The organism is Streptomyces sp. NPDC036822 (genome assembly GCF_055609145.1).
In genome coordinates, this window is the sequence record NZ_JBVJPY010000004.1 from 378,484 (window position 1) to 403,435 (window position 24,952).

Below are 24,952 nucleotides of genomic sequence, written 5' to 3' on the forward strand. Positions count from 1 at the left end.
GGAGGAACCCCTCCCCGGGCGGCGGCGTCCCGCGTTCCCAGCCCTCGCACGCCTCCGACCCGGCTGTCCGGTCCCGGCCGCGTACGGGGCTCGGCGCGTGCCTGCCCGCCCCGAGCATCGGGGGAGCGCCCGTCTCCGCATCGGCTGGACGACGGGCCCGTGCCGAGCCCGCACGCCGTACGCCCGTCCCGCAGCCGGTGGTGCGGCTTCGGGCACGGACACGCGAAGGGGCCCCGCCGTCCGGCGGGGCCCCTTCGTTCCGCCCGGTCCGGGCTACGCGCCGACCGTCGGTTCGCGGCGGCTGGCGGACCAGGCCGACCACAGCTCGGCGTAGCGCCCGCCCGCCGCGACCAGTTCGTCGTGGGTGCCGGTCTCGACGACGCGGCCCTGGTCGAGGACGACGACGCGATCCGCGGTGGCGGCCTGGGGGAGCCGGTGGGCCACCATCAGGCCCGTGCGGCCCTCCAGGGCGCGCAGGGCGGCGGTCTCCAGGACGCGGGCGCCCGCGCTGCCGGCGTCGGCGGTCGCCTCGTCGAGGATGGCGATGGGCGGGTCGGTCAGGACCAGCCGGGCCAGCGCCAGGTGCTGGGCCTGGGTCACCGTCAGGCGGTGCCCGCCCTCGCCCACGACCGTGGCCAGGCCGTCGGGGAGCGCGTCGGCCCACTCCAGGGCGCCGACGTGGTCCAGCGCGGTGCGCAGCTCCTCGTCCGTCGCCTCCGGCCGGGCCAGCCGCAGGTCCTCCGCCAGCGGTCCTGCGAAGACGTGGACCTCCTGGCTGATCAGTGTGACCGCCTTGCGGACCCCGGCGGGGCCCAGCTCCCGGCTGTCCACCCCGCCCAGGGAGATCACGCCGGCCGCCGGGTCGTGGACGCCCGCGATGAGCTTGGCCAGTGTGGTCTTGCCCGCGCCGCTCGCTCCGACGAGGGCGACGCGCTCCCCTGACCGCACGTCCAGGTCGACGTCGCACAGGACCGGGTGGCCGTCCACGTACGCGTGCCCGAGTCCCGACACCTTGACGGAGCCGTCGACCGGTGTGGCGGCCTGCGCCTCGGGCTCCCGTTCGGCCGGGAGGCTCGACACGCCGACCAGGCGGGCGAGGCTGGCCCCGGCGGACTGGGCGTCGTCGATGAGGAAGAGCGCGGCGTTGATCGGGTTGAACAGGCCGTGGAAGTAGAGGGCCGCGGCGGTCGCCGTACCGATGCTCACCGCTCCGGCGTCGACCAGCAGGAAGCCGGTGACGAGGATCGAGGCCATGCCGACGAACTCGGCGGCGTTCAGGCGGGAGAAGAAGCCGGAGATCAGGCGCATGCCCCCGGCGGCCAGGTCGACGGCCGCCTGGGACCGCCGCTCCAGGAGGTCCGTGTGCCGGTCGGTCAGGCGGAACGCCCGTACGGTACGGACTCCGCCGACGCTGTCGAGGAGCTGGTGCTGCAGGGCGCCGGTCGCGACCCGGTGCTCGGCGTAGATCTTCGAGGCCCGCGGGATGTACCAGCGCACGGTGAGGACGTGGATCGGCACGGCCAGCAGGACCGCCGGCAGGAAGCGCCAGTCGAGGACCGTCAGGCCGGCCAGGGTCAGGGCGATGGTGAGGAAGGCGCTCGCGAACTCGGGCAGGGCCTGGCGGACCGCGCGCGCGATCAGCGTGACGTCGCCGGTCACCCGCGAGGTCAGGTCGCCGGACCCGGCCCGCTCGACGCGTTCGAGCGGCAGCCGCAGCGCCCGCGCGATGAACCGCTCCCGCAGGTCCGCGAGGACCGTCTCGCCAAGCCGGGCGACGAGCGACTTGCCGATGGCGGTGGCGACGCCCCTGGCGAGGGCCACCACGAGGAGCAGCACCATGGGGAGGGTGAGCGCGGACGCGCCGCGCCGGTCCACGACCAGGTCGACGATGCGCCCGAGCAGCGGGGCGGTCAGCAGTCCGATGGCGGTGCCGACGACGAGGACCGTCACCGCGCCGACCGACAGCAGCCGGTGGCGGCGCAGCAGTTCCCTGACGACGGAGAGGGTCTGCGCGCCGGTGGCGGTGGGCAGGAGCTCGCGTTCGGGCGTGCCGGGTCCGCTCATCGTCCGTCCTTCGTCCTTCGCCTCGGGCTGCCGCGTGTGCTGGTCCGGTGTGGTGTCCCGCGCGGTCGTCATGCCAGCACCGCCGCGCGGTACGACTCGTGGGCGGCGACCAGCTCGGGGTGGCTGCCCTCGGCGGTCACGGCGCCGTCGTCGAGCACCACGACGAGGTCGGTTCCGGCGAGCAGGGCCGGGCTGGTGGTGACGAGGACCGTCGTCCTGCCCCGGCGCAGCTCGCGCAGCCGGGCGGCGATACGGGCCTCGGTGACCGTGTCGACGGCCGTGGTCGGATCGTGGACGACCAGGACCGGGGGGTCGGCGGCGAGCGCGCGGGCGAGCGCCACGCGCTGGCGCTGGCCGCCGGAGAGAGACCGGCCCCGCTCGGTGAGCACGGTGTCCACGCCCTGGGGCAGGGCCTGGGCGACGTCGTCCGCCGTCGAGGCGGCGAGCGCCGGCCCGACGTCCACCGTGCCGGTGTCCGCCCCGGCCCGTACGTTGGCGAGGAGGCTGTCCTCGAACAGGTCGGCGTCGTGGTGGGCGACCAGGATCGCCCGGCGCAGCTCGCCGGGGTGGAGGTCGGTCAGCGGGACGCCGTCGAGTTCGACGGTCCCTTCGGCGGGGTCGAGTTCGCGGCCCAGACAGAGCAGCAGGTCGTTCGCGGCGGCCGGGTCCCTGGTGACCACGCCGACGACGCTGCCGGCGGCGATGTCGAGATCCACGCCGCGCAGGGCCCCGTGGGTGACGCCCCGCAGCCGCAGCCGTCCGGCGACCCGCTCGGGCAGGGCGGTCGTGCCGGCCGGGACGGCCGGGGGCGAGGCGAGGACATCGGCGATGCGGTCGGCCGACGCGCGGGCCTGGGCGAACTCGCCGTTGACGTAGGTGAGGAGCTGGAAGGGGCCGAGGAGGTACTGCGCGAGGCCGACGGCGGCCACCAGTTCTCCGACGGTGATCGTGCCGCGCATCGCCAGGTGGGCGCCGAACAGGCCGATGACGGCGATGAAGACGCCCGTCAGGGCGAGGATCGCGCCGTCGTGCCAGGCGCGGCTGTGGGCCGCTCGCAGGGCCGCGGCCAGGGAGCCGCGGCTGGTCTCGCGGTAGCGGGCGACGGCCGCCGGTTCGGCGCCGATGCCCTTGAGGACGCGGAGTCCGGCGACCAGGTCGGCGGCGACACCGGACGCGTGGGCGGCGTGCTCCTGCTCGGCCTCGCTGCGGCGCTCGAGCGGGCGGCTGATGAGGTGGCCGATCCACAGCAGGGGCGGGACGCCGAGGAGCACGAGCAGGCCGAGCGGGACGGAGGTGCGGAGCAGGGCCACCGCGCTGATGGCGAGGCCGGTCAGCGCGGACAGCGCGTACGGCAGGGCGGAGGCCACCGAGCCGACCCGTCGGGCGTCGCCGGTCGCGACGGCGGTCAGCGCGCCGGTCAGCCGGCCGGTGTCGGCGTCGCCCCGCGGGTCGAGCACCCGGGCGGCGAGGTCCTGCCGGATCCGGTGCGCCGCGCTCTCGCCCGCGCCCTCGGTGAGCCGCGCGGAGATGCGGTAGCACGTGGACAGCACGAGGAACAGGACGGCGAGCACCAGCAGCCAGCGCAGGAGCGCACCGGACGAACCGGTCGCCACCGCCTCGTCGATGACCAGGCCGATGACGACGGGCACGAGGGCCTCGCACGCCTGATGCGCCATGGCGAGGAGGGACGCTCCGCCGACACGGCTACGTTGGTCGCCGAGCGCTCTGCGGAGGACATGGCCTCCCGTTGGTCCTCCAGCGGGCATGCGGATCCTCCACGAGACAGAGTGGGTGGTTAGGTAAGGCTACCTTAATTACCTTCGGAGCGAAGGGGTCGTGCGGGAGCTGCGGGGGTACTGATGCGCGAGCCCGCGCGCGGGGCGCGCGGCCGCGTTGACCCCTCAGGACTGTACGGTTAGGCTCACCTAAGTTGCAGTGTTCATCGCGTCAAGTCACCGACCGGCAGAACCAGTTTGACGCCTCGCGTACGCGGGGTGCGCCAACCACCGCCAGGGGAGTGGTCGTTGTCCGTCGAAACCCAGACGGCGTCCGGGAACGAGACCGGTGGTCCTGCCGGCCCCGCCGTGCCCACGGTCCGTCCGGCCGCCGTGGCCCTGCGCGGAACCGGGCTCCTCGTGACGCTCTGCGCGCTGGCCGTCGTCTGCCTGGTCAGTGTCTGGGTCGGGACCAGAGGCATCCCCTTCGCCTCCACCTGGGACCTGCTGTGGAGTCCTGACGGCTCGGAGGCCTCCGTCATCGTCCACGAGTACCGCATCCCCCGCACCCTCCTCGGGCTCCTCGTCGGCATCGCCCTCGGACTGTCCGGCGCGCTGATGCAGGCGCTGACCCGCAACCCCCTCGCCGACCCCGGGCTGCTCGGGGTGAACCTGGGCGCCTCCTCCGGCGTCGTCGTCGCCATCGCCTTCGTCGGCGTCGCCTCGCCCCTCGGCTACGTGTGGTTCGCGCTCGCCGGGGCGGCCGCCGCGTCGGTCGGCGTCTACCTCCTCGGCTCCTCCGGACGGAAACTGGCCACCCCCGACCGGCTCGTCGTCGCCGGCGCGGCCGTGACCGCCGTGCTGTACGCCTTCAACTGGGGCGTGCTGCTCTTCGACCCGGAGGCCTTCGACCAGTTCCGCTTCTGGACGGTCGGGTCGCTCGCGGGCCGGTACTACGACATCGTCCTCCTGATCCTGCCGTTCGTCGCCGTCGGCCTGGTCGTCGCGCTCGCCCTGGCCCCGTCCCTCAACGCCCTCGCGATGGGCGAACAGGTGGGGCGCGCCCTGGGCGTGAACATCGGCCGCACCCGGGTGCTGGCCGCCCTCGCCGTGATGCTGCTGTGCGGGGCCGCCACCGCCGCGGTCGGGCCGATCAGCTTCGTCGGCCTGGCCGTCCCGCACATCGCCCGGTTCGTCGTCGGCCCCGACCAGCGCTGGGTGTTCGCGTACTCGACGCTCCTCGCTCCCGTCCTGCTCATCGGGTCCGACGTCGTCGGCCGGGTGCTCGGCGCCCCGGGCGAGGTGCAGGTCGGCATCGTCACCGCGTTCATCGGCGCGCCCCTGTTCATCGCGCTGTGCCGCCGTCGAAAGCTGGTCATGCTGTGAGCGTCGTACGGGAGGCGAAGTCCTCCGGCCCCTCCACACCCGGACACACCCCCACCAGCGGCACCCGCCGGGGACCGGCGTCCGTGGACGCCCCGGCCCCCCGCGTCATCAGCGGCCGCGTCATCCGCACCGCCGGAGTCTCCCTGCGCGTCCAGGGCCGCACGGTCACCGTCACCGCCCTGCTGCTCGCCGCGCTCGTGCTCGTCGTGGGCGTCACCCTGACCACCGGCGACTTCCCGCTCACCGTCCCCGAGGTGTTCCAGGCGCTGACCGGCAACGGGTCGGGAGCCGCCGACTTCGTCGTCAACACGCTGCGCATGCCCCGCATCCTGACCGCCGTCTTCGTCGGCGCCGCCCTCGCCGTCAGCGGGGCGATCCTGCAGAGCCTCACCCGCAACTCCCTCGGCAGCCCCGACATCATCGGCTTCACCAACGGGTCCGCCGTCGGCGCGCTGATCGTCATCATCCTGCTGCACGGCAGCATGACCCAGATCGCGTTCGGCGCGCTGATCGGCGGCCTCGCCACGGCCCTCGCCGTCCACCTCCTCATGATCGGCCGGGGCCTCCAGGGGTTCCGCCTGGTCGTCATCGGTGTCGGCGTCAGCGCCCTGCTGCTCGCCGTCAACTCCTACCTGATCACCCGGGCGACCTTCCAGGAGGCACTGGAGGCCCAGGCGTGGCTGATCGGCAGCCTCGGGAACCGGCTGTGGGTCCACGCCCAGGCGATCGGGCTCGCCCTCGCCGTCCTGCTGCCGCCCGCCCTGTTCCTCTCCCGGCGCCTCGCCATGGTGGAGATGGGCGACACCACGGCCATGGGGCTCGGGGTCCACGTCTCCCGCACGCGCACCGCCCTGCTCGTCATCAGTGTCGCCCTCGCCGCGTTCGCCACCGCCGTGACCGGTCCCATCTGGTTCATCGCCCTCGCGGCACCCCAAGTGGTGCGCCGGCTCACCCGCTCGTCCGCGCCGGCGCTCCTGCCGTCCGCCCTCATGGGCGCCGTCCTGCTCACCGTGAGCGACCTCGTCGTCCAGCGGGCCTTCGCGCCCGCGCTCCTTCCGGTGGGCACGGCGACGGGCGCCATCGGCGGGCTGTACCTCATCTGGCTGCTGATCACCGAGTCGCGAAAGAGCCGCGCATGACCGCAACGAACCCCCCGCAGCCCCGGCTGCGCGCCGAGGAACTCACGCTCTCCTACGACCAGCGGACGGTGGCGACCTCCCTGAGCGTCGACATCCCCGACCACTCCTTCACCGTGATCATCGGCCCCAACGCCTGCGGCAAGTCGACCCTGCTCACGGCGCTCGCCCGGATGCTCAAGCCCAAGGCCGGCCAGGTCTACCTCGACGGCGCGGCCATCGCCTCGTACCGCTCGCGGGAGGTCGCGCGGCGCCTCGGCCTGCTCCCGCAGTCGTCCAGCGCGCCCGGCGGCATCACCGTCGGCGACCTCGTGGCCCGCGGCCGCTACCCGCACCAGCGGCTCCTGAAGCAGTGGTCCGCCGAGGACGAGACCGCCGTCGTCGAGGCGATGCGCCAGACCGGCGTCCTCGAACTCGCCGACCGCCCGGTGGACGACCTCAGCGGCGGGCAGCGCCAGCGCGTCTGGCTCTCCATGGTCCTCGCCCAGCAGACCTCCATCCTGCTGCTCGACGAGCCCACCACCTTCCTCGACATCGCCCACCAGGTCGAGGTGCTCGACCTCTGCGCCGACCTGCACGCCCGCAAGGGACACACCGTCGTCGCGGTCCTGCACGACCTCAACCAGGCCTGCCGCTACGCCACCCACCTCATCGTGATGCGACCCGGCGGCGTCATCGCCGCCCAGGGCGACCCGGCCACCGTCATGACCGCCGAACTCGTCGAGGACGTCTTCGGACTGCCGTGCCGGATCATCGACGACCCGGAGACGGGCACCCCGCTGATGGTGCCCGCCGCCCCCCGCCGCCACGAGACGCCGACCGGCACGCACGACTCCCGGGCCACCGCGGCCCCCGGCACCGTGCTCGCCGAAACGACCTAGGGGAACTGCCCATGATGCTGTGCACGAGGATCACCAACGCGCGCATCCTCACCATGGATCCCGACCACCCGGTCGCCCACGACCTGGGCATCTGGCACGGCCGGATCGTCGGCCTCGACGAGGCCGTGACCTCCCTGCCCGCCCGCGAGGTCGTCGACCTTCAGGGCGCCACGGTGCTCCCCGGGTTCATCGACAGCCATGTGCACCTGGCGTGGACCGGCCTGAAGGCCGCCTCCCCGACCCTCGCCGGCTGCGAGCGGATCGAGGACGCCCTCGCCGTCGTGGCGGAGGCGGTCTCCCGCTCGAGCGCGCCCGGCGCGTGGGTCCACGTCGGAGGCTACGACCAGCGGGCCCTCGGCCGGCACCTGACGGCGGCCGAACTGGACCGGGTCGCCCACGGCCGCAAGGTGTTCCTCATGCACACCTCCGGCCACGCCTGCGTGGTCAACACCGCGGTCCTCGACCTCCTCCCGGCCGACGTGCCGCACGACGACGGCGTCCTCGTGGAGAGCGCGATGGGCGCCGTGCGGCGCCTGCGCCTCCCGTACTCCCAGGAGGAGCTCGCCGACGCCATCGAGTACGCCGGCCGCCAGTGTCTCTCCGAGGGGATCACGGCCTGCGCCGAGGCCGGCATCGGCGGCGGCCTGCTCGGCCACAGCCCCGTCGAGCTCGGCGCCTACCAACTCCTGCGCGACCAGGACCGACTGCCGCTGCGCGTCCAGCTCATGCCCGGGGCCGACACCCTGCGCCCGGTCGGCGCGCACGAGCGGGACGGCATCCCCCGCGGCCTGGACCTCGGCCTGCGCACCGGCTTCGGTGACGACTGGCTGTCCGTCGGCGCCCTCAAGATCTACACCGACGGCGGCATGATGGCGCGTACCGCCGCCCTCACCGAGCCGTACGAGGGCACGGACCAGCGGGGGCAGCTCCAGGCCGACCCCGACCACCTCGCCTCCCTCATCGTGGACGGGCACCTCGCCGGATGGCAGCTCGCCGTCCACGCCATCGGCGACCGGGCCGCGGACCTCGCCTTGGACGCCCTGGAGCGGGCACAGGCGCTGCGGCCCCGCCCCGACGCCCGCCACCGCGTCGAGCACGCCGGGCTCATCCGGCCCGACCAGCTGCCGCGCTTCGCCCGGCTCGGCCTCAGCGCCGTGGTCCAGCCCAACTTCCTGCACTACTTCGGCGACGACTACGCGACGATCATGGGACCCGAGCGGGCGCCCTGGATGTACCGCGGCCGAGGCTTCCTCGACCACGGGATCACGCTCGTCGGCAGCTCGGACCGGCCCGTCACCGACGGATCACCGCTGCGGGCCGTGCAGTTCATGGTCGAACGCGCCTCCACCTCGGGCCGCCCGATCGGCCCCGACGAGGCCATCACCGTCGACGAGGCGCTGCGCGCCTACACGGTGGCCGGAGCGTACGCCTGCCGGTGGGACGACACGGCCGGCAGCCTCAGCCCGGGCAAGCGCGCCGACCTCGTCGTCCTCGGCGACGACCCGCGGGACGTCGACACCTCCCGCATCGGCGACATCGAGGTCGTGGCGACCTACGTGGACGGACGCGACGCGACGGAGGGACACAAGCCGTGAGCGACCCTCTGGACCGGCTCTCGGCCCTCTGGCAGACCCCCGGGACCTCGCCGCGCTGGGTCATCTGGCACGCGGGCGGCGGTGACGTCATGGTCTTCGACAAGGAGTGCAACATCCCCCACGCCGTGGACGACGCCGACCTCGCGGAGGTCCTGCGCCGGATGCGCGGGGCCGGGGTGCCGGAGTTCGACGACTACCCGGGCCGACGGTGCGGGTAGCGACGGCCCCGGCGTGCTGGGGCTCGGACCCGTTGCCGTCGCCGTGGCAGGGCGGGTACGGACCTCGTCTGTGGGCCGCGCGCGTGAGCGCGGACGCGACGCGGGCCCACGCGCTGTCCGAGCTCCTCGACGAGGCGGAGCGCGCCCGCTGCGGGTCCCTGCGCCGGGCCGCCGACCGGGACCGCTACCGGGTCGCCCATGTGGCGCTCCGTCAGCTCCTCGGCGCCTACCTGCGGCGCGATCCGGCGCGCGTGCGCCTCGCGCCCGAGCCGTGCCCGGGATGCGGCGGACCGCACGGCCGCCCGGCCGTGGCCGACCCGGGGCCCGTACCGCTCCACTTCTCCCTCTCGCACGCCGGCGACGCCGTCCTGATGGCCTTCGCGGACACTCCGGTGGGTGTCGACGTCGAGCAGTGGCCCGCGCCCGAGACGGCCGCGGAGGTCGGACAGCTGCTGCACCGTGACGAGCGCGCCGAACTGGCGGCCCTGCCGCCCTCGGACCGCCCCGCCGCCGTCGGACGCTGCTGGGCCCGTAAGGAGGCGTACCTCAAAGGGGTCGGCATCGGCCTGGGCGAGGACCTGTCCGTCACCTACGTCGGTGCGGGCGCGGCGCCGGCGGACGTACCCGGCTGGTCGGTGACGGACGTCCCCACCTACCCCGGCTACGCGGCGGCCTGTGCGATCCGCCGGTAGCGGCTCTGCTTCCTGGCCGAAGTGCCGTGCGCACAAGCCGACTTGGTCATTCACTTAGGTGAGGCTAACCTGGGTCGTGAGTTTCACCGGGGTGACGCGGCGAACCCGCCTCCCCTGTCGCGCGCGGTGGAACCGAGGAAGGAAAGCCTTGATCACGGCCCCGCCGCGCACCGCCACGCTGCCGCCCCGCGTCGCGCCCCCGCCCGGCCCCACCCCGTTCACCGTCCGGCCCGCCCGGCCCGGCGACGCCGTCGCACTCGCCGCGCTGTCCGGGCCGTTCGCCCGCTCCGGCGCCCTGCGCGAGCGCTCGCGGGCCCAATACGCCGCCCAGGTGGACGACTTCCTCGTCGCCGAAGCCCCCGACGGCTCCCTCGAAGGGTGTCTCGGGCTGAGCCTCCACGCCGCCGACCCGGCCGCCGGCCGTAGCGCCGCGGGCGTCCTCTACAACTTCTGCGTCGCCACGCACCGGCAGGGCGGCGGCATGGGCGCCCGGCTGCTGCACGCGGCGGTGGCGAGGGCACGAAGCCACTCCCTGCGGGCCCTGTTCACCGCGACGACCGGCAGCGGCCGCCTCTTCCTCCGGCACGGCTTCGCCCCGGCCTGCCCGAACCTTGCCCCGACGGCCTGGGCGCGGTCCCTGGACCCCTGCCGCCACGCCCGCGTGCTTGCCCGCCCCCTGTGAGGCGCTGAGCCACGAGGCGCGGCGCTTGCAGGCAGCGTCCGGTGCGGAGTCGGGCAGACGAGGGGTCTCGCACGGAGCGCGCGCGAGGGGTCTCGCACGGCCGGGGCCCGCTCGCCGACGCACGCGCCTGGGCGCGTGCACGACGGCGACCGCACGCTCGACGGCACCCACGAACGACGAACGCACGGACGGCGCAGGAGCCCTGCCCCAGGGCCGCAAGCCCCGCGGGGCGCGGTGAGAACGGAACGCGACGGGCGGGCCCGGAAGCCGCGTCGGCTTCCGGGCCCGCTCAGGGAGTGTCCGGAGAGTATCGGCGTCCGCCCGGAGGGCGTCGCGATCCAGGCGAGACTCTGCGGACACGACCTGGGCCGCGTCCGGGTGTCGCGGGGTGTCCGTACGGGTCAGGCGCCTCCGGCGGCCCGGAGGATCTTCGGCAGCGCCTCCACCAGCTCGTCCACCTGGCGCTCCGTGACCGTCAGGGGCGGCGCCAGCCGGACGACGGCCGGGCCGGCCGCGTTGACAAGGAATCCCGCGTCCTGCGCCGCCCGTTGGACGAAGGCCGCGCTCGGCGCGGTGAGCACGACACCCAGCAGGAGACCCGCGCCCCGCACCTCGGCGACCCCCACACGGCCCGGCCCGTCGGCGGCCCCCACGCCTGCCGCCGCCGCGATGCCCCGGCGCAGCCGGTCACCCACGCGGACGGCCCGGTCGAGGAGCCCCTCGGCCTCGATGGTCTCCAGGACGGCGAACCCGGCAGCGCACGCCACCGGATTGCCGCCGAAGGTGGACCCGTGCTCGCCGGGACCCAGCAGGCCGGCGGCCCCGCCGAAGGCGACCACGGCCCCGATCGGCAGTCCGCCTCCCAGCCCCTTGGCGAGGGTGACGACATCGGGCTCGACGCCGTCGGCGGCCTGGTGCGCGAACCAGTGGCCGGTGCGGCCGACGCCGGTCTGCACCTCGTCCAGGACGAGCAGGCTTCCGGCCGCCCGGGTTATCTCCCGGGCGGCGCGCAGGTACCCCTCGGGCGCCGGGACGACCCCGGCCTCCCCCTGCACCGGTTCGAGGACCACCGCCGCGGTGTGCGTGGTGACGGCCGCGCGCAGGGCGGCCACGTCGCCGAACGGGACGTGCGTGACCTCGCCGGGCAGCGGCAGGAAGGGAGCCCGCTTGGCAGGCTGTCCGGTGAGGGCCAGCGCCCCCATGGTGCGTCCGTGGAATCCGCCCGTCGCCGCGACGAGGTGCGGCCGCCCGGTCCTGCGGGCGATCTTGAAGGCGGCCTCGACCGCCTCCGTACCGGAGTTCGCGAAGAAGACCCGGCCCGGCCTGCCCAGCAGGCTCAGCAGCCGTTCGGCCAGCGCGACCGGCGGTTCGGAGACGAACAGGTTCGACACGTGCGCCAGCCGGGCGATCTGCGCCCGGACGGCGGCGACGACGGCCGGATGGGCGTGGCCCAGGGTGTTGACCGCGATGCCGCCGGTGAAGTCGGTGTAGGCGCGCCCGGCCTCGTCCCACACCGTGGCGCCCTCGCCCCGGACCAGAGCCAGCGGGGGAGTGCCGTACGTGTCCATCATGACCGCTCGCCAGCGGTCGGCGAGGGGCAGCGGTCCTTCGAGGTCGCTCACGCGCCGACCTCCTCGGCCTCGGCCCGCAGGCCCGTGCTCCGGTCGGCGTCCCCGTCGGCGTCCGGGTCCGTCCCCGGACCGTGTTCCGCCGCAGCCGTGGGCGTGGCCGCGTCCGGCACGACGGTCGTGCCCGGGCCGTTCTCGGCGAAGACGCCGCGCAGCAGCGCGTGCGGCACCCGGCCGTCGATGACCTGGGCCTTGCGGACCCCCGCCCGCACCGCTCTCAGACAGCCCTCCATCTTCGGGAGCATGCCACTGGCGAGCGCGGGGAGCATCGCGTCCAGTTGCGCGGCCGTCAGTCGCTCGATGACCTCGGTGCTGTGCGGCCAGTCCGCGTACAGCCCCTCGACGTCGGTCAGCACCACCAGGCGCTCCGCTTCGAGGGCCACGGCCAGCGCGGAGGCCGCGAGATCGGCGTTGACGTTGTAGACCGCCCCGTCCGTGCCGCGTGCGACGGGCGAGATCACGGGGATGCGGCCCTCCTCGAGCAGGGTGCGCACGGTGCGGGGCTCCACGTCGACGACCTCGCCGACGAGGCCGATGTCCACGGGCCTGCCGTCCACCCACGCGGGTCTCCGTACGGCGGTCATGGTGTGCGCGTCCTCGCCCGACAGGCCGACGGCGAAGGGGCCGTGGGCGTTGAGGGCGCCGACGAGCTCCCGCTGGACGGATCCGGTCAGCACCATGCGGACGACGTCCATGGTCTCCGGTGTCGTCACCCGCAGGCCCGCCTCGAAGCGGACCTCCAGGCCGAGGCGGTCGAGCATGGCGCTGATCTGCGGACCGCCGCCGTGGACGACCACCGGTCGCAGGCCCGCGTGCCACAGCTCCACGACGTCCTGGGCGAAGGTCCGGTAGAGCGCCGGGTCCACCATGGCGTTGCCGCCGAACTTGACGACGACCGTCCTGCCCTGGAGCTCCTCGAGCCAGGGAAGGTCGGCGGCGGCCGGCTCGGCGGCACGGTCGGCGCCGACGCCGGGCCGGCCGAGGGGCGGATGTCCCGCCCGTGTCGTCCCCGGGCCGCTCATGAGCTGTACGCGCTGTTCTCGTGGACGTACTCGGCGGTGAGGTCGTTGGTCCAGATCGCCGCCGAGGAGTCTCCGGAGCAGAGGTCCACCGTGATCGTGACCAGGCGCCCCGACAGGTCGACCTTGTCCCGCGACTCGCCCGCCGCGCCGTTGCGGCACACCCGCACGTCGTTGATCGCCACGTCCAGGCGGTCGGGATCGAAGGCGGCCGAGGTCGTACCGATGGCCGACAGCACCCGGCCCCAGTTCGGGTCCTCCCCGTGCAGCGCGCACTTGAGGAGGTTGTTGCGGGCCACGGACCGGCCCACCTCGACGGCGTCGTCCTCGGTGGCCGCGCCGACCACCGTCACCTCGATCTCCTTGGACGCGCCCTCCGCGTCCGCCACCAGCTGCCGCGCCAGGTCCAGGCACACGGCGTGCACGGCCCGCCCGAACTCCTCCGGCTCGGGCGTGATCCCCGAGGCGCCCGAGGCGAGCAGCAGGACGGTGTCGTTGGTGGACATGCAGCCGTCGGAGTCCACCCGGTCGAAGGTGGTGCGCACCGCCGCGCGGAGCGCCGCGTCGAGGCCGGCCGCGCTCACGTCGGCGTCCGTGGTGAGGACGACCAGCATGGTGGCGAGACCGGGCGCGAGCATGCCCGCGCCCTTCGCCATCCCGCCCACCGTCCAGCCGGACCCGGAGGCGACGGCGGTCTTGTGCACGGAGTCCGTCGTCTTGATCGCGACGGCGGCGTCCTCGCCGCCCTCCGGCGACAGCCGGCCGCCGGCCGCGGTGATGCCCGCCATGAGGCGGTCCATCGGCAGCCGCACGCCGATGAGCCCGGTGGAGCAGACCGCGACCTCGGACGGGGGCGCGTCCACCACCCGGGCCGTGTGCTCGGCCGTCAGCAGCGCGTCCACGGCCCCGGCCTGTCCCGTACAGGCATTGGCGCCACCGGAGTTGAGGACGACGGCCGAGATCCGGCCGTCCGCGAGGGCGCGCCGGGACCAGCGTACGGGCGCGGCCTGCACGCGGTTGGAGGTGAAGACGCCGGCGGCGGCGCGGGACGGCCCCCGGTTCACCACCAGGGCCAGATCGCGGTCACCGGATTCCTTGATCCCGGCGGCCACACCGCAGGCGAGGAATCCTCGGGCAGCGGTCACACTCACGGAGCCACTCCATTCGTGGGCAGGCCCAGCCGTTCCGGCAGGCCGAGGGCGACATTCATGCTCTGCACCGCACCACCCGCGGTGCCCTTCGTCAGGTTGTCGACGGCGCTCACGCAGACGAGCCGGCCGGCGTCCGGGTCCAGGGCGATCTGCACCTGGACGGTGTTGGAGCCGAGGACCGCGGCCGTCGAGGGCCACCGGCCGGGCGGCAGCAGACGGACGAACGGCTCGTGGGCGTAGGCGGTTTCGTAGGCCGCGCGCGCGGCCCCCGGCCCGGCGGCGGCCGCCTCGGGACGGAGGGCGGCCGAGCAGGTGGCGAGGATGCCCCGGGGCATGGGCGCCAGCGTCGGGGTGAAGGAGACTCTGACGTGTTCGCCGGCCACCGCGGAGAGGTTCTGGATCAGCTCGGGGGTGTGCCGGTGGCCGCCCCCGACGCCGTACGGGCTCATGGAGCCCATCACCTCGGCTCCCAGGAGCTGCTGCCGGAGCGCCCGGCCGGCGCCCGACGTGCCGCTCGCCGCCACGATCACGGCCTCCGGCTCCACCAGACGGGCGGCGTAGGCGGGGAACAGCGCGAGCGTCACCGCCGTGGGGTAGCAGCCCGGCACGGCGATCCGCCGCGCTCCCTTCAACCCTGCCCGCGCGCCCGGCAGTTCCGGGAGTCCGTAGGGCCAGGTGCCGGCGTGTGCGGAGCCGTAGAAGCGCTCCCAGGCCGCCGGATCGCGCAGCCGGAAGTCGGCGCCGCAGTCCACGACGAGCGTGCCGGGGTCCAACTCCGCCGCCATCGCGCCCGACTGACCGTGCGGCAGGGCCAGGAACACCACGTCGTGGCCGCGTAGAGCGAGTGCCGAGGTCGGGGTCAGGACGCGGTCGGCGAGCGCGGTCAGATGGGGCTGTACGGAGCCCAGAGCCTGGCCCGCGTTGCCGTGTGCGGTCACCGCGCCGATCTCCACCTCGGGGTGCGCCACCAGCAGGCGGAGGATCTCCCCGCCGGCGTAGCCGCTGGCACCGGCCACCGCGACCTTCAAGGTCATCTCGATCCGTCTCTCTCGGTACGTGTGGGGGCTGTTGTCGCAGGGCGGGTGCGGCGGGGTCGCCGCCGGGGCCCGTTCGGTCCGGCCCCGGGGCGGACGACCGGCTCGCGGGGAGCCGTCAGGCGTCCCTGCGGAGGCCGTGCGGCGACCACCTGTTGAGCAGGAGGTCGCGCATCAAGGACTCCGTCGTGCACACGACGCCGCTGCGGGCGGCCCACCGCAGGGCCATGGCGTGCTCCTCCGGCGAGAGGTCCGCCACCGCGTCGGCGACGACGAAGGGCTGGATGTCGTTCATGAAGGCGTCTGCGGCGGTCAGAAGGACGCCGAGGTGGGCGTACACGCCGCAGACGATCAGCTGGTCACGGCCCTCCTCCCGCAGCAGCCGGCCGAGGTGGCTGCGGAGGAAGGCGTTGGGGCGCACATTGGCGAGCACGTGCTCGCCCGGACGGGGTGTGAGCGGCTCGACGATGGCCGCCGCTTCTCGTTCGTCTCCTATGCCGGGGCCCCAGACGTCGGCCACCAGGCCCCGCTGGCCGGGACGTTGGCCGGCGGGCTCGGCGCTGAAGACGACCGGCAGGCCGAGCGCCCCGGCGAGTTCGCGCAGGGCGGCGATGTTGTCGACCAGCTCCACGACCGGCGATCCTCCGGCGGAGTACGGCTCCACGAAGTGGTTCTGCATGTCGAGGACCAGGAGCGCGGCACGGCCGGGGTCGATGGTCCAGGACGCGCAGGAGCGGGGGAGCATGCCGGATCGCGGCATGGGGTAGGGGTCGATGGCCGGCAGACCCATGGTGATTCCTCCCCGGATGACGAGGGCGTACGCGATGCCCGCCCCACGATCACTGCTTAGCTGAGCTAACCTAAGTTCTGTCGGCGGTGGGTCGATCGCGCGCGGCTCGTCCCGACGCCCGCTCGCGCTCAACCGCCTTGTCAGTAGCGTTGTCTGACGGAGTGTGACGAAAAGGTGAACGCTCTGCGGCTCCGTCGCAGGTCGACGGCGTGCGGCGAGCCCCATGGGTGCGTCGGCGGGCGGGGCGGCGAGCCGGCGGGCGTACGGCGGGACGTGCGGGCGCTCGTCCTCCGGCCCTTCCGCCCGTGGGTCAGGACCGCGCGGAAGGATGCCCGTGGTGCGCGCAGCGGGGCGTCGTGAGGAGCCGGCGGACCTGTTCCCCCGCCTCGGCCGCGTCGCGGGCGGTGGCCGGGAAGAGCAGGCGCAGGTCGCAGTGGCCCTCGCGGTACTCGCAGCGCAGGGTGATGCCGTGCCGGTCCACCGCGAGCGGCATGGCCCGTACGACCCCGTGCGGCAGACGCGATCCGGCCAGGACGACCAGGTCCGCCACCATGTCCTCGTGCGCGTCCGCGAGATGGGTCAGCATCGCGGCCTCCTCGACGGCGAGCGGGTCGGGTTCGGCGAGGGCGAACTCGTCGAGGCCGACCTCCACGGTCCCCGCCGAGGTCCGCAGGGTCACGCGCGCGAGGTCGAGCCGCAGCGCGTCGTCCTCCTCCGGTCCGGCCGGGGCGAGCCAGCCGGAGATCGTCACCCTCGCCCGTACGCGGTCCCGGAGCGCCGTCGGCGTGATGTCGGTGAACTCCAGGAGGGCGGCGAGGCTTCCGCGGGGCGCCGTGGTGATCTGCGCCGCCAGCGGGCTGTCCGCCTGGGGACGGAGCGTGATCCGCCCCTTCCTGCCCACCGCGTGCATGCCGATCAGGTCGTACTCCTGCCCGTCGGTGGTGAGCGACAGGGAGACGGCCCGCGCGAGGACGGAGCGGACGAGCTCCGCCGCGGTCTGCTCGGGCAGGGCGGTGTCGGGGGCGGCGCTCACGTGAACTCCTCGCGAAAAGGGGACGGATGGAGGCTCGGGACGGGACGCCGGGGCGCCTCGACTGAGGTAAGGCTAACCTAACTTGCACCCGCTCGTGCGTCCATATCCCGGTGAGCCGCGCCGATCCCTGAGTGGGGGGCGCGACTGAAAGGGGAGTGACCGGAGGGGAGGGGGGTGGCCGGTGAGTGCCTCGTACGCCCTCGCCGGACCGCCTTTTGCGAAATGGTTAGGTTAGGCTAACCTTCTGCTCGTGCAAGCTGGTGAAGAGAGATCCGCGGCCGGACGCCCCCGCGGCCATGAACTGTCGGCCACGGACGTCACCGTGGCGTACGACGGCGTCGACGTCGTCCACGGCGCTTCGATGACGCTGCGGCCCGGCGAGGTCACCGTCCTCGTCGGCCCCAACGGCAGCGGCAAGTCGACGCTCCTGCGTACGATCGCGCGCTTGCAGCGGCCCCGTACCGCCACGCTCGTCATCGACGCCGACACGGACGGTCTGGCCCTGTCGCCCCGTGAGTTCTCGCGCCGGGTCGCCCTGCTGACCCAGGGCCGGCCCACGCCGAGCGGGCTGACCGTACGCGACGTCGTCGAGTTCGGCCGCTACCCCTACCGGGGCCGCTGGGGCCGGACGGACCCGGACGGCCGCGCAGCGGTGGACCGCGCGCTCGCCCTGACCGGCGTCGCGGAGTTCGCCGAACGCGGCGCCGAGCACCTGTCCGGCGGGCAGCTCCAGCGCGTCTGGCTGGCCGGCTGCCTGGCCCAGGAGACCGGCGTGCTCCTCCTCGACGAACCGACCACCTACCTGGACCTGCGCTACCAGGTCGAACTCCTCGACCTCGTACGGGACCTGGCGGACGACCACGGCATCGCCGTCGGCGCCGTCCTGCACGACCTCGACCAGGCCGCGGCCGTCGCCGACCGGATCGTCCTGCTCCGGTCCGGACGGATCGTCGCCGACGGCCTCCCCCACGACGTACTGACAGCCGAGCGGCTGACCGACACCTACGGCATCCGCATCGAAGTCGACACCGACACCCTCACCGGTCGGCTGCGCACCCGCGCGATCGGCCGCCACCACACGCGAAGCGAAAGGCTCGGCACCTCCTCATGAGACGCCTCCTCCTCACCGCGGCCGCCACCGCCGCGGCCCTCACCATGACCGCCTGCGGGACGACCGAGCCCGCCGCCGACGGCGATGCCAAGAAGACCGCCGAGCGCATCACGATCACCGACGACTCCGGCGGCAAGCTGGAGCTCGACGGCCCCGCCAAGAAGGTCGTCGCGACCGAGTGGAACGTCGTCGAGAGCCTCGTCTCGCTCGGCGTCGCCCCTGTCGGCGTCTCCGACGTCAAGGGCTACAAGATGTGGGCCTCCGCCGTCCCGCTGAAGAACGAGCCCAAGGACGTCGGCACCCGCGGCGAGCCGAGCATGGACACCATCGCCGGCCTGGCCCCCGACCTCATCGTCGCCACCACCGACCTGCCGCCGGCCGCCGTCAAGCAGCTCCGCAAGGTCGCCCCGGTCCTCGAGATCCGTGCCGCCGACGCTGCCGACCCGATCGGCCGGATGACGAAGAACCTCGACCTCATCGCCCAGGCCACCGGCACCACCGAGCAGTCCGCCAAGCTCAAGAAGCAGTTCGAGGCGAAGATGGAGGAGGGCAGGAAGACCCTCGCCGGCGCCGGCCTCGGCGGCGCGCGCTACGCCTTCGCCGACGGCTACGTCGTCTCCAACCAGGTCTCGCTCCGGCCCTTCACGAGCGGCTCGCTCATCGGCGCCGTCAGCGAGAAGCTCGGCCTGAAGAACGCCTGGACCGTCAAGGGCGACGAGGCCTACGGCCTCGGCACCACCGACGTCGAGGGCCTCACCAAGCTCGGTGACGTGCAGTTCGCCTACATCGGCAACAACGGCGACGCCTCCAGCACCCCCTTCACCGGCGTCCTCGCCAAGGACAAGGTCTGGACCTCCCTGCCCTTCGTGAAGAAGAACGACGTCCACCGTCTGCCCGACGGCATCTGGATGTTCGGCGGACCCGAGTCCATGAACACGTACATCGACGCGGTCGTCACCGCCCTGACGAAGTAGGACCATGGCCGTCACCGCGACCACCCCCGCCACCCGTCCCGCGGCGGCCGTGTCCCGTACGGGCGCGGCCGCGGTGACGGCCGGCCTCGTCCTCCTCGTCACGGCCCTCGCGGTCGTCGACATCACCCAGGGCACGGCCGCCGTCGGCGCGCCCGAGGTCTGGAAGGCGCTCACCGGCCGGGCCGACCCGTCCGACGCCTCCGTCGTCATCGCCTCCCGACTGCCCCGGGCGGTCGCCGGACTCCTCGTCGGCGCCGTCCTCGGCATGGCGGGCGCCGCCCTGCAGGCGGTCAGCCGCAACGTCATCGCCTCGCCCGACACCCTCGCCGTCAACGCCGGCTCCTACCTGGCCCTCGGAGTGGCCGCCGTCACCGGCGTCACGCTCCCGCTGGTCGCCGGCGCCGGCGTCGCGTTCGCCGGCGGACTCGCCGCGGCGGCCGTCGTCCTCGGCCTGTCGGGCCTGGGCGCGGGCACCGTACGGCTCGTGCTCGCCGGAAGCGCCCTCACCCTCGGCCTCACCGCCGTCACCGAGGGACTGCTCCTGCTGTTCCCCCGGGAGACCGAGGGTCTCTACCAGTGGAACCAGGGCAGCATCGCCCAGAACGGGTTCGACGGCGTCCTGCAGTTGGCGCCCGTCTGCCTCGTCGGCCTGACCGGGCTTCTCCTCGTCTCCCGCCGGGTCGACGCCCTGGCCCTCGGCGACGACGCGGCCCGCGGCCTCGGCGTCCCGGTCCGCGCCACCCGCGTCACGGCGGTCGTGCTCGCCGCCATGCTCTCCGCGGCGGCCGTCACCCTCGCCGGACCGATCGGCTTCGTCGGCCTGTGCGCCCCCGCCCTGGTCCGCCCCCTCGCCCGCCGCGTCCGCGCGTTCAACAAGACCCGGTCGAGCCTCCCGGTCACCGGCCTCGCCGGCGCCGCGCTCGTCCTCGGCTCGGACGTGCTCCTGCGCTTCCTGGTCCCCGCGGACCTCGCCGTCGCCGTACCCACCGGTGTCGTCACCAGCCTCGTCGGCGCCGTCTTCCTCATCGTCATGGCCACCCGGGTCCGCGACACCGCGGGCGCCGCGGCGGTCGAACGGCTGCGCATCCGAAGCCGTACGGTCTTCCTCGCCACCACGGCGGTCATCGTGGCCGTGCTCGTCGGCGCCGCCATCGCCTCCGTCCTGCTGGGCGACACGAAGCTGCTCCTCGGCGACGTCTTCAACTGGACGCAGGGCAGGGCCGGCCGCGCCGTCTCCTTCGTCCTCGACACACGGGTGCCGCGCGTCGTCGCCGCACTCCTCGCCGGCGCCGCCCTCGCCTTGGCCGGAACGCTCGTCCAGGCCGTCACGCGCAACCCGCTCGCGGAACCCAACATCCTCGGCGTCACCGGCGGCGCGGCGCTCGGCGCCGTCCTCCTGGTGACCACGGCCCCCCTGGCCTCGCCGTGGAGCGTGGCGGGCGCCGCGCTCGCGGGCGCCGCGATCACCGCCACGATCGTCTTCGGGCTCGCCGCCCGGGGCGGCTTCCAGCAGAACCGTCTCGTCCTCATCGGCTTCGGCGCGGCCACCGCGACGGCCGCCCTGGTCAGCCTGCTGATCATCCTCACCGATCCGTTCAACGCGACCAAGGCGCTCACCTGGCTGTCCGGCTCCACCTACGGCCGGACCTTCCCCGACGTGGCGCCCCTCGCCGGGGTCCTCGCCGTCGGCGTGGTCGTCGCCGTCGCCCGGCGCACCGAACTCGACCTGATCTCCCTCGACGAGGACACGCCCAGGCTCCTCGGCCTCGACGTCGGGAAGGGGCGCCTCGGCTTCCTCGTCCTGAGCGTCCTGCTCAGCGCCACCGCGGTCTCCGCCGCCGGCACGATCGGCTTCGTGGGCCTCGTCGCCCCGCACGCCGCCCGCGCGCTGGTGGGCCGTCAGCACCACCGCGTCGTCCCCGTGTCCCTGCTCCTCGGCGCGCTGCTCGTCTGCGTCGCCGACATGGTGGGCCGCACGGTCATCGCCCCGGCCCAGCTCGGCGCGGGCCTCATGACGGCCGCCATCGGCACGCCGTACTTCCTCTACCTGCTCGTCCGCAGCCGCCGGTAGCGCCTGTGCCGGGCGTTCCGGCCCACACGCCTTGGCCCGGCCGGGGCGAGGGGACGGGGTGCCGCGCCCGGCCTCCCGCCCCGCACCCGCTCACGGAGCAGGTCCTAGGCCCCAGGCGGCGGCGCGCGGGACGGCCGCCCCACCTCCCCGGAATCTCATTTCGGCGATCGTGCTTTACGGAGCCGCTCTGGTGACCGCCGATAGCACGCTCGCGACGGCGTGCGTTTCAGTGCGGGCGTGGCACGGGAGGCAGAACTGGCGGTCGGGCGAGTACGCCAAGCTCGCGAGGCTGGAACGGCGCCGCGCCACCCTGGAGCACCTGTTCACCGCACAGGGCCTGACCGCCCCCTGGACGCTGTGCCCGATGACCCCCAACCCCGCCACCGCCCGCGAATGGCTGACCTCCTGGACCGACGTGCCCGGCGTGGAGGGCATCGTCATCAAGGGCCTGCAGCAGACGTACCGGCCCGGAGTCCGAGGGTGGACCAAGGTCAGGAGACGCGAGACGACCGAAGCGATCATCGGTGGCATCACCGGCACACTCCAGCAGCCCAGCTTCTCGTCCTCGGCCGCTACGACACCAGCGGACAGCTGCGCGCCATGGGCCGCACCACACCGCTGAAGCCGGACACCGCCCGCCAGCTCGCCGGCCACCTCACCGCAGCCGGCATCGACCATCCGTGGACCGGCATACGGGTCACCGCCACCTGGGGCAGCGACAGAGACCCGCTCGACGTGACCCTCGTCGCCCCGACCAGGTCGCCGAGCTCAGCGCCGACACCGCCACGACCGCGGCGCGTGGCGGCATCCGCTGCGCTTCGTACGGCTGCGGCTGGACGTCACCACGGCGGACGTAGCGGTGTTCGGCGCGGGGGCGACGCCTGCCAGTGGGTGACGAGCCCAACCCGCTCTGGCATATGTCTCCTCAGGGGCGGGCCGGCCGGCCGGCGGTCACCCATCCGTTTATGGTGTCGACGGCGCGAGTCGCCAGGTTGAGCTCCTTGATTCCGGCAGCGAGAAGGACGGCATCGTTCTGGCGCAGGCCAGTCAGACAGTCCTCACTGCCTCGGGCCGCCCTCGTCGTGAACGTCCTCCAGCTCGGCAGAAGCCGTGGGGCCGGGACGGGGAAGTAGGCTCTGGCGTCCTCGGCGATCTTCCCGAACTCGGCGCAGATGGCGGGAAGCCGCGACCTGATGAGCGCGTCACCGTCCGAAGACCGCTGCGCCTCCGGCCCCAGAGCCAGGAGCCTGTCGAGGTTGTTGACGTAGCGGACCATCAGGTCCCGGCCACCCAGGCTGTACCAGGCTTCTGCCTGTATCGCCGCTTCCTCGGCGGTGAATCGCGGATGCGAGATGGGTCGCGCTGCCGCCACGGCGGAGGCGCTGCCCGAGGGTCCCGGAAGGAACAGAACCGCAGCGGACATCCCGACGGCTCCCGCGCACAGCCCTCCCGCGGCCAGGCGGCGGGTGCGCAGGCCTCGGTGCTCCCGCCCCTCCCGGGGGGCGGCCGCGGGGCCGGGCGGCCGCCGGAATGCCCGTCGTACGGCAGAGACGGCTGCGGCCGAGACGATGCCTTCGACGGCGACGAGGACAAGGAGGATGCCCAGGAGGTACCGGAACGACTTCCACGCCACGACCGGCCGCCAGTCGCAGGCGGACAGGAACGTGCTCATGCCCGAGACGCAGCCGTCCGAAGCGGTGAGGACCCATATGCCGCCGTAGCCCACCGCCGCGGCGACGTTGGCGCCGACGAGCCCGGCGATCAGCCGGTAGCGGTCCGCGAGCAGGCTTGCGGTGAGAGCCGCGACTCCGGCTCCTGCCAGGAGGGAGACGCTCATCCCGTCCTGGAACAGCACGGCTCGCGAGAGCCACTGGAGCCGGTTGGTCGGTTGTCCTCCGAGCATGTGCATGTACGCCTTCACCGCCACCGCGGCGGCGCAGCACACTGTTCCGCCGATCAGTCCGGCCATCACGATGCGGCGGAGGCGCGGCAGCGGAGTAGTGGGGATCACCCGCTCCTTGATGCCCGTTAAGGCGCTTTGCCCGTGGGCCGGGAGAAGTGGGCGGACCGTCCAGGCCAGCAGCGGCACGATGCACAGCACGGTGACCGCCGGCAGCGCGATCGGAACGGCGACTGTGGTGCTCAGCAGCGCCACGGCGTGTTCGGACGCGCGGCGAATGGCGGCGTGTTCCCCGGTCGGGTCCGTCGCGGGTCCGCCGTGCCGAGTTCCGAGCGGGTCGCCGAGGAGTCCAGGTACGTTTGCGAGGATCACGCCGGAGCTCTGCCACCACCAGAACCATGCGCACAGGGCCAGGCACGCTCCCGCCAGGGTCAGCAGCATCGGCGAGCGGATCGCTCGGCCCCGTAAGACCGTGGCCCAGAGGTGGGAGCACTGAGTCACCCACCAGGTGAATGTCAGCCCCGCCAGGACGAGGAGCAGCACGATCACGGGTTCGCCGGGCAGCCATTTGAAGATCGCGATCCGGTTCCCGAGCAGTTCGGCGACCACCATTCCCACGCCGAGCCACAGGCCCGCCCACGCCCCGGTCAGTCTGCGACGCCCGTTGAGCAGCCGGTGCACCGTCGAGCGCCACAGGACGGTACCCGCGATTCCGGTGACCAGCACAGCGCAGGGAAGCGCCGTCCCCGCGTGCCACTCCCACTGCCCCACACCGCCGAAGTGCGCGCCGAACCACCACAGCTGACCGTTGACCATGACGACGGCGGCCCCCGTCAGGAACATCAGCAGACCAGGCGCCTCGAACAGCGGGGTTGAGTCGGCCAGGGCCTCCCGCCTGAAGTCCCACCTCGGGTGCGTACGCCACAGCTCCGTGAACGAGCGCAGCGCCCGGGGCAGCACCCGCACAGGCGGGGCCGGCTCGGTGAAGCCCCAGACGCGCGGGTGCGCACCCCAGCCGGCGGCGGTGAGGTCGGCGTGGAGCTCCCGGCTGCGCAGTACGTCCGAGCGTGCGAGATAGACGATCACCGTCATGAACACGGGGAGCGCGATGGCACGCCAGGCGGGGAGTCCCACCTCGTACGGCGGTGTCTCCGGGGCGTACGAGTTGAAGACGAGGACACCGAAGCCCACCGCGTAGGGGACGAGGACGACCGCGATGAACGTTCTCCACAGCGCGACCGTGGCATAGGTGAGGGTGACGTCGCGATTGCGGATGTGGGCCAGTTCGTGCAGCAGCACGGCCTCGAAGTCCTCCGGCACCGCTGCTCTGCGGGCGAGGAGACCGCCGTGCAGGCACACCGTCGGACGGCCGGTGCGTCCGAAGACCGCGGCGCCTGTCGAGGCGGCGAACGGATCCACGACGACCCGTGGCATCCGCTTGATCCCTGCCACCTGCGCCAGTCGGCTCAGCTGATGAAGGATCTGGCCGTCGTGATCCAGCACCTCCAGGGGGACGACCCGGTTCCTGCGCGCCTTCCACCAGGGCAGGACGTAGAAGAGTCCGCAGGCCAAGACCACCAGAACAGCGGACATGGCGGGCCCGACCCACCAGGGCACCACTCCGTTCTCGTCAGCGCAGGCCCGGTAGGCCGCGCTGCGCAGAACGTCGTCGGTGGGAGCCTCCCACAAGCCGACACCGGCCGCGCTCGAGCAGCCGATGCCGCGGTTGAGCCCGGCGGCGGTCAGCGCCATGGGAACGAGCCAGACGCCGCTGGCGAGCATCAGGACGACCAGCAGCCCGAAACGCATGGTCGTGCCGGCAGGAACGGGTCGATCCGCCAGGCGTGCCCGGAGCAGTTCTTCGTCGGCCAT

20 protein-coding genes are annotated in these 24,952 nt (G+C 73.8%); 11 read left to right on the top strand and 9 right to left on the bottom strand.

The genetic code is table 11. The annotated features are described in order from the left end of the window. Positions 1 to 273: 273 nt before the first annotated feature. Complete coding sequence (locus tag ACZ68P_RS12270) at positions 274 to 2,136, bottom strand: ABC transporter ATP-binding protein (RefSeq protein WP_471005306.1); 1,863 nt, start codon at positions 2,134 to 2,136, stop codon at positions 274 to 276. After that, positions 2,133 to 3,830, bottom strand: a complete 1,698-nt coding sequence (locus ACZ68P_RS12275; protein ID WP_471005307.1) for an ABC transporter ATP-binding protein — start codon at positions 3,828 to 3,830, stop codon at positions 2,133 to 2,135. The genes ACZ68P_RS12270 and ACZ68P_RS12275 overlap by 4 nt, the downstream gene beginning before the upstream one ends. A 258-nt stretch (positions 3,831 to 4,088) precedes the next feature. Here ACZ68P_RS12275 and ACZ68P_RS12280 point away from each other — a divergent pair, with 258 nt between their 5' ends. The 7 genes from ACZ68P_RS12280 to ACZ68P_RS12310 all read left to right on the top strand — a co-directional run bounded on the left by ACZ68P_RS12280 (position 4,089) and on the right by ACZ68P_RS12310 (position 10,369). Continuing rightward, the gene (locus ACZ68P_RS12280) at positions 4,089 to 5,165 is read left to right on the top strand and encodes a FecCD family ABC transporter permease (RefSeq protein WP_471005308.1); all 1,077 of its coding nucleotides are present in this window, start codon (positions 4,089 to 4,091) and stop codon (positions 5,163 to 5,165) included. Further along, positions 5,162 to 6,304, top strand: a complete 1,143-nt coding sequence (locus ACZ68P_RS12285; protein WP_471005309.1) for a FecCD family ABC transporter permease — start codon at positions 5,162 to 5,164, stop codon at positions 6,302 to 6,304. Before ACZ68P_RS12280 ends, ACZ68P_RS12285 begins: the two co-directional genes overlap by 4 nt. Then, entirely contained in the window at positions 6,301 to 7,182 is an 882-nt protein-coding gene (locus tag ACZ68P_RS12290) for an ABC transporter ATP-binding protein (RefSeq protein WP_471005310.1), read from the top strand. The genes ACZ68P_RS12285 and ACZ68P_RS12290 overlap by 4 nt, the downstream gene beginning before the upstream one ends. A gap of 14 nt (positions 7,183 to 7,196) precedes the next feature. Next, positions 7,197 to 8,777, top strand: a complete 1,581-nt coding sequence (locus ACZ68P_RS12295; protein ID WP_471005611.1) for an amidohydrolase — start codon at positions 7,197 to 7,199, stop codon at positions 8,775 to 8,777. Further along, positions 8,774 to 8,995, top strand: coding sequence for a hypothetical protein (locus ACZ68P_RS12300; RefSeq protein WP_471005311.1), 222 nt, complete (start codon positions 8,774 to 8,776; stop codon positions 8,993 to 8,995). The genes ACZ68P_RS12295 and ACZ68P_RS12300 overlap by 4 nt, the downstream gene beginning before the upstream one ends. An 83-nt stretch (positions 8,996 to 9,078) precedes the next feature. Then, positions 9,079 to 9,687 (top strand): 4'-phosphopantetheinyl transferase family protein, encoded by a 609-nt coding sequence (locus tag ACZ68P_RS12305; RefSeq protein ID WP_471005312.1) that lies wholly within the window; start codon positions 9,079 to 9,081, stop codon positions 9,685 to 9,687. A gap of 148 nt (positions 9,688 to 9,835) precedes the next feature. Continuing rightward, positions 9,836 to 10,369 carry a GNAT family N-acetyltransferase gene (locus ACZ68P_RS12310; RefSeq protein WP_471005313.1) on the top strand — a complete coding sequence of 178 codons (534 nt, stop codon included), beginning with the start codon at positions 9,836 to 9,838 and terminating at the stop codon, positions 10,367 to 10,369. Between the two features lie 401 nt (positions 10,370 to 10,770). Here ACZ68P_RS12310 and ACZ68P_RS12315 read toward each other — a convergent pair whose 3' ends face one another. The 6 genes from ACZ68P_RS12315 to ACZ68P_RS12340 all read right to left on the bottom strand — a co-directional run bounded on the left by ACZ68P_RS12315 (position 10,771) and on the right by ACZ68P_RS12340 (position 17,024). Then, positions 10,771 to 11,991, bottom strand: coding sequence for an acetylornithine transaminase (locus tag ACZ68P_RS12315; protein ID WP_471005314.1), 1,221 nt, complete (start codon positions 11,989 to 11,991; stop codon positions 10,771 to 10,773). After that, positions 11,988 to 12,866 (bottom strand): acetylglutamate kinase, encoded by an 879-nt coding sequence (gene argB / locus ACZ68P_RS12320; protein ID WP_471005613.1) that lies wholly within the window; start codon positions 12,864 to 12,866, stop codon positions 11,988 to 11,990. The genes ACZ68P_RS12315 and argB overlap by 4 nt, the downstream gene beginning before the upstream one ends. A 149-nt stretch (positions 12,867 to 13,015) precedes the next feature. Beyond that, positions 13,016 to 14,167: a bifunctional glutamate N-acetyltransferase/amino-acid acetyltransferase ArgJ gene (gene argJ, locus ACZ68P_RS12325; RefSeq protein WP_471005315.1), complete on the bottom strand. Its 1,152-nt coding sequence runs from the start codon at positions 14,165 to 14,167 to the stop codon at positions 13,016 to 13,018. Next, complete coding sequence (gene argC, locus ACZ68P_RS12330; RefSeq protein ID WP_471005316.1) at positions 14,164 to 15,201, bottom strand: N-acetyl-gamma-glutamyl-phosphate reductase; 1,038 nt, start codon at positions 15,199 to 15,201, stop codon at positions 14,164 to 14,166. Before argC ends, argJ begins: the two co-directional genes overlap by 4 nt. 118 nt (positions 15,202 to 15,319) lie before the next feature. Then, the gene (locus ACZ68P_RS12335) at positions 15,320 to 15,991 is read right to left on the bottom strand and encodes an isochorismatase family protein (RefSeq protein ID WP_471005317.1); all 672 of its coding nucleotides are present in this window, start codon (positions 15,989 to 15,991) and stop codon (positions 15,320 to 15,322) included. A gap of 310 nt (positions 15,992 to 16,301) precedes the next feature. Beyond that, on the bottom strand, positions 16,302 to 17,024 hold the full coding sequence (locus ACZ68P_RS12340) for a DUF2470 domain-containing protein (protein WP_471005318.1): 723 nt from the start codon (positions 17,022 to 17,024) through the stop codon (positions 16,302 to 16,304). Positions 17,025 to 17,274: 250 nt separating this feature from the next. Here ACZ68P_RS12340 and ACZ68P_RS12345 point away from each other — a divergent pair, with 250 nt between their 5' ends. The 4 genes from ACZ68P_RS12345 (at position 17,275) to ACZ68P_RS12360 (ending at position 21,802) form a co-directional block, all read left to right on the top strand. After that, positions 17,275 to 18,135 (top strand): ABC transporter ATP-binding protein, encoded by an 861-nt coding sequence (locus ACZ68P_RS12345; RefSeq protein WP_365722363.1) that lies wholly within the window; start codon positions 17,275 to 17,277, stop codon positions 18,133 to 18,135. Beyond that, positions 18,132 to 19,109 (top strand): iron-siderophore ABC transporter substrate-binding protein, encoded by a 978-nt coding sequence (locus tag ACZ68P_RS12350; RefSeq protein WP_471005319.1) that lies wholly within the window; start codon positions 18,132 to 18,134, stop codon positions 19,107 to 19,109. Before ACZ68P_RS12345 ends, ACZ68P_RS12350 begins: the two co-directional genes overlap by 4 nt. Positions 19,110 to 19,113: 4 nt before the next feature. Beyond that, positions 19,114 to 21,180, top strand: a complete 2,067-nt coding sequence (locus ACZ68P_RS12355; RefSeq protein WP_471005320.1) for an iron ABC transporter permease — start codon at positions 19,114 to 19,116, stop codon at positions 21,178 to 21,180. 190 nt (positions 21,181 to 21,370) lie between these two features. Next, positions 21,371 to 21,802, top strand: coding sequence for a DNA ligase-like domain-containing protein (locus tag ACZ68P_RS12360; RefSeq protein WP_471005321.1), 432 nt, complete (start codon positions 21,371 to 21,373; stop codon positions 21,800 to 21,802). Positions 21,803 to 22,105: 303 nt separating this feature from the next. Here the strand turns inward: ACZ68P_RS12360 and ACZ68P_RS12365 are convergent, their stop codons facing one another. Next, a complete protein-coding gene (locus tag ACZ68P_RS12365; RefSeq protein ID WP_471005322.1) occupies positions 22,106 to 24,952 on the bottom strand; it encodes a M56 family metallopeptidase in 2,847 nt (948 codons plus the stop codon).

Bases quoted from the DNA above. Each gene is read 5' to 3' on its own strand.
- ACZ68P_RS12270 (WP_471005306.1), bottom strand. From the start codon at position 2,136: ATGACGACCGCGCGGGACACCACACCGGACCAGCACACGCGGCAGCCC.
- ACZ68P_RS12275 (WP_471005307.1), bottom strand. From the start codon at position 3,830: ATGCCCGCTGGAGGACCAACGGGAGGCCATGTCCTCCGCAGAGCGCTC.
- ACZ68P_RS12290 (WP_471005310.1), top strand. From the start codon at position 6,301: ATGACCGCAACGAACCCCCCGCAGCCCCGGCTGCGCGCCGAGGAACTC.
- ACZ68P_RS12295 (WP_471005611.1), top strand. From the start codon at position 7,197: ATGCTGTGCACGAGGATCACCAACGCGCGCATCCTCACCATGGATCCC.
- argB (WP_471005613.1), bottom strand. From the start codon at position 12,866: ATGGTGGACCCGGCGCTCTACCGGACCTTCGCCCAGGACGTCGTGGAG.
- argC (WP_471005316.1), bottom strand. From the start codon at position 15,201: ATGACCTTGAAGGTCGCGGTGGCCGGTGCCAGCGGCTACGCCGGCGGG.
- ACZ68P_RS12335 (WP_471005317.1), bottom strand. From the start codon at position 15,991: ATGGGTCTGCCGGCCATCGACCCCTACCCCATGCCGCGATCCGGCATG.
- ACZ68P_RS12350 (WP_471005319.1), top strand. From the start codon at position 18,132: ATGAGACGCCTCCTCCTCACCGCGGCCGCCACCGCCGCGGCCCTCACC.
- ACZ68P_RS12355 (WP_471005320.1), top strand. From the start codon at position 19,114: ATGGCCGTCACCGCGACCACCCCCGCCACCCGTCCCGCGGCGGCCGTG.
- ACZ68P_RS12365 (WP_471005322.1), bottom strand. From the start codon at position 24,952: ATGGCCGACGAAGAACTGCTCCGGGCACGCCTGGCGGATCGACCCGTT.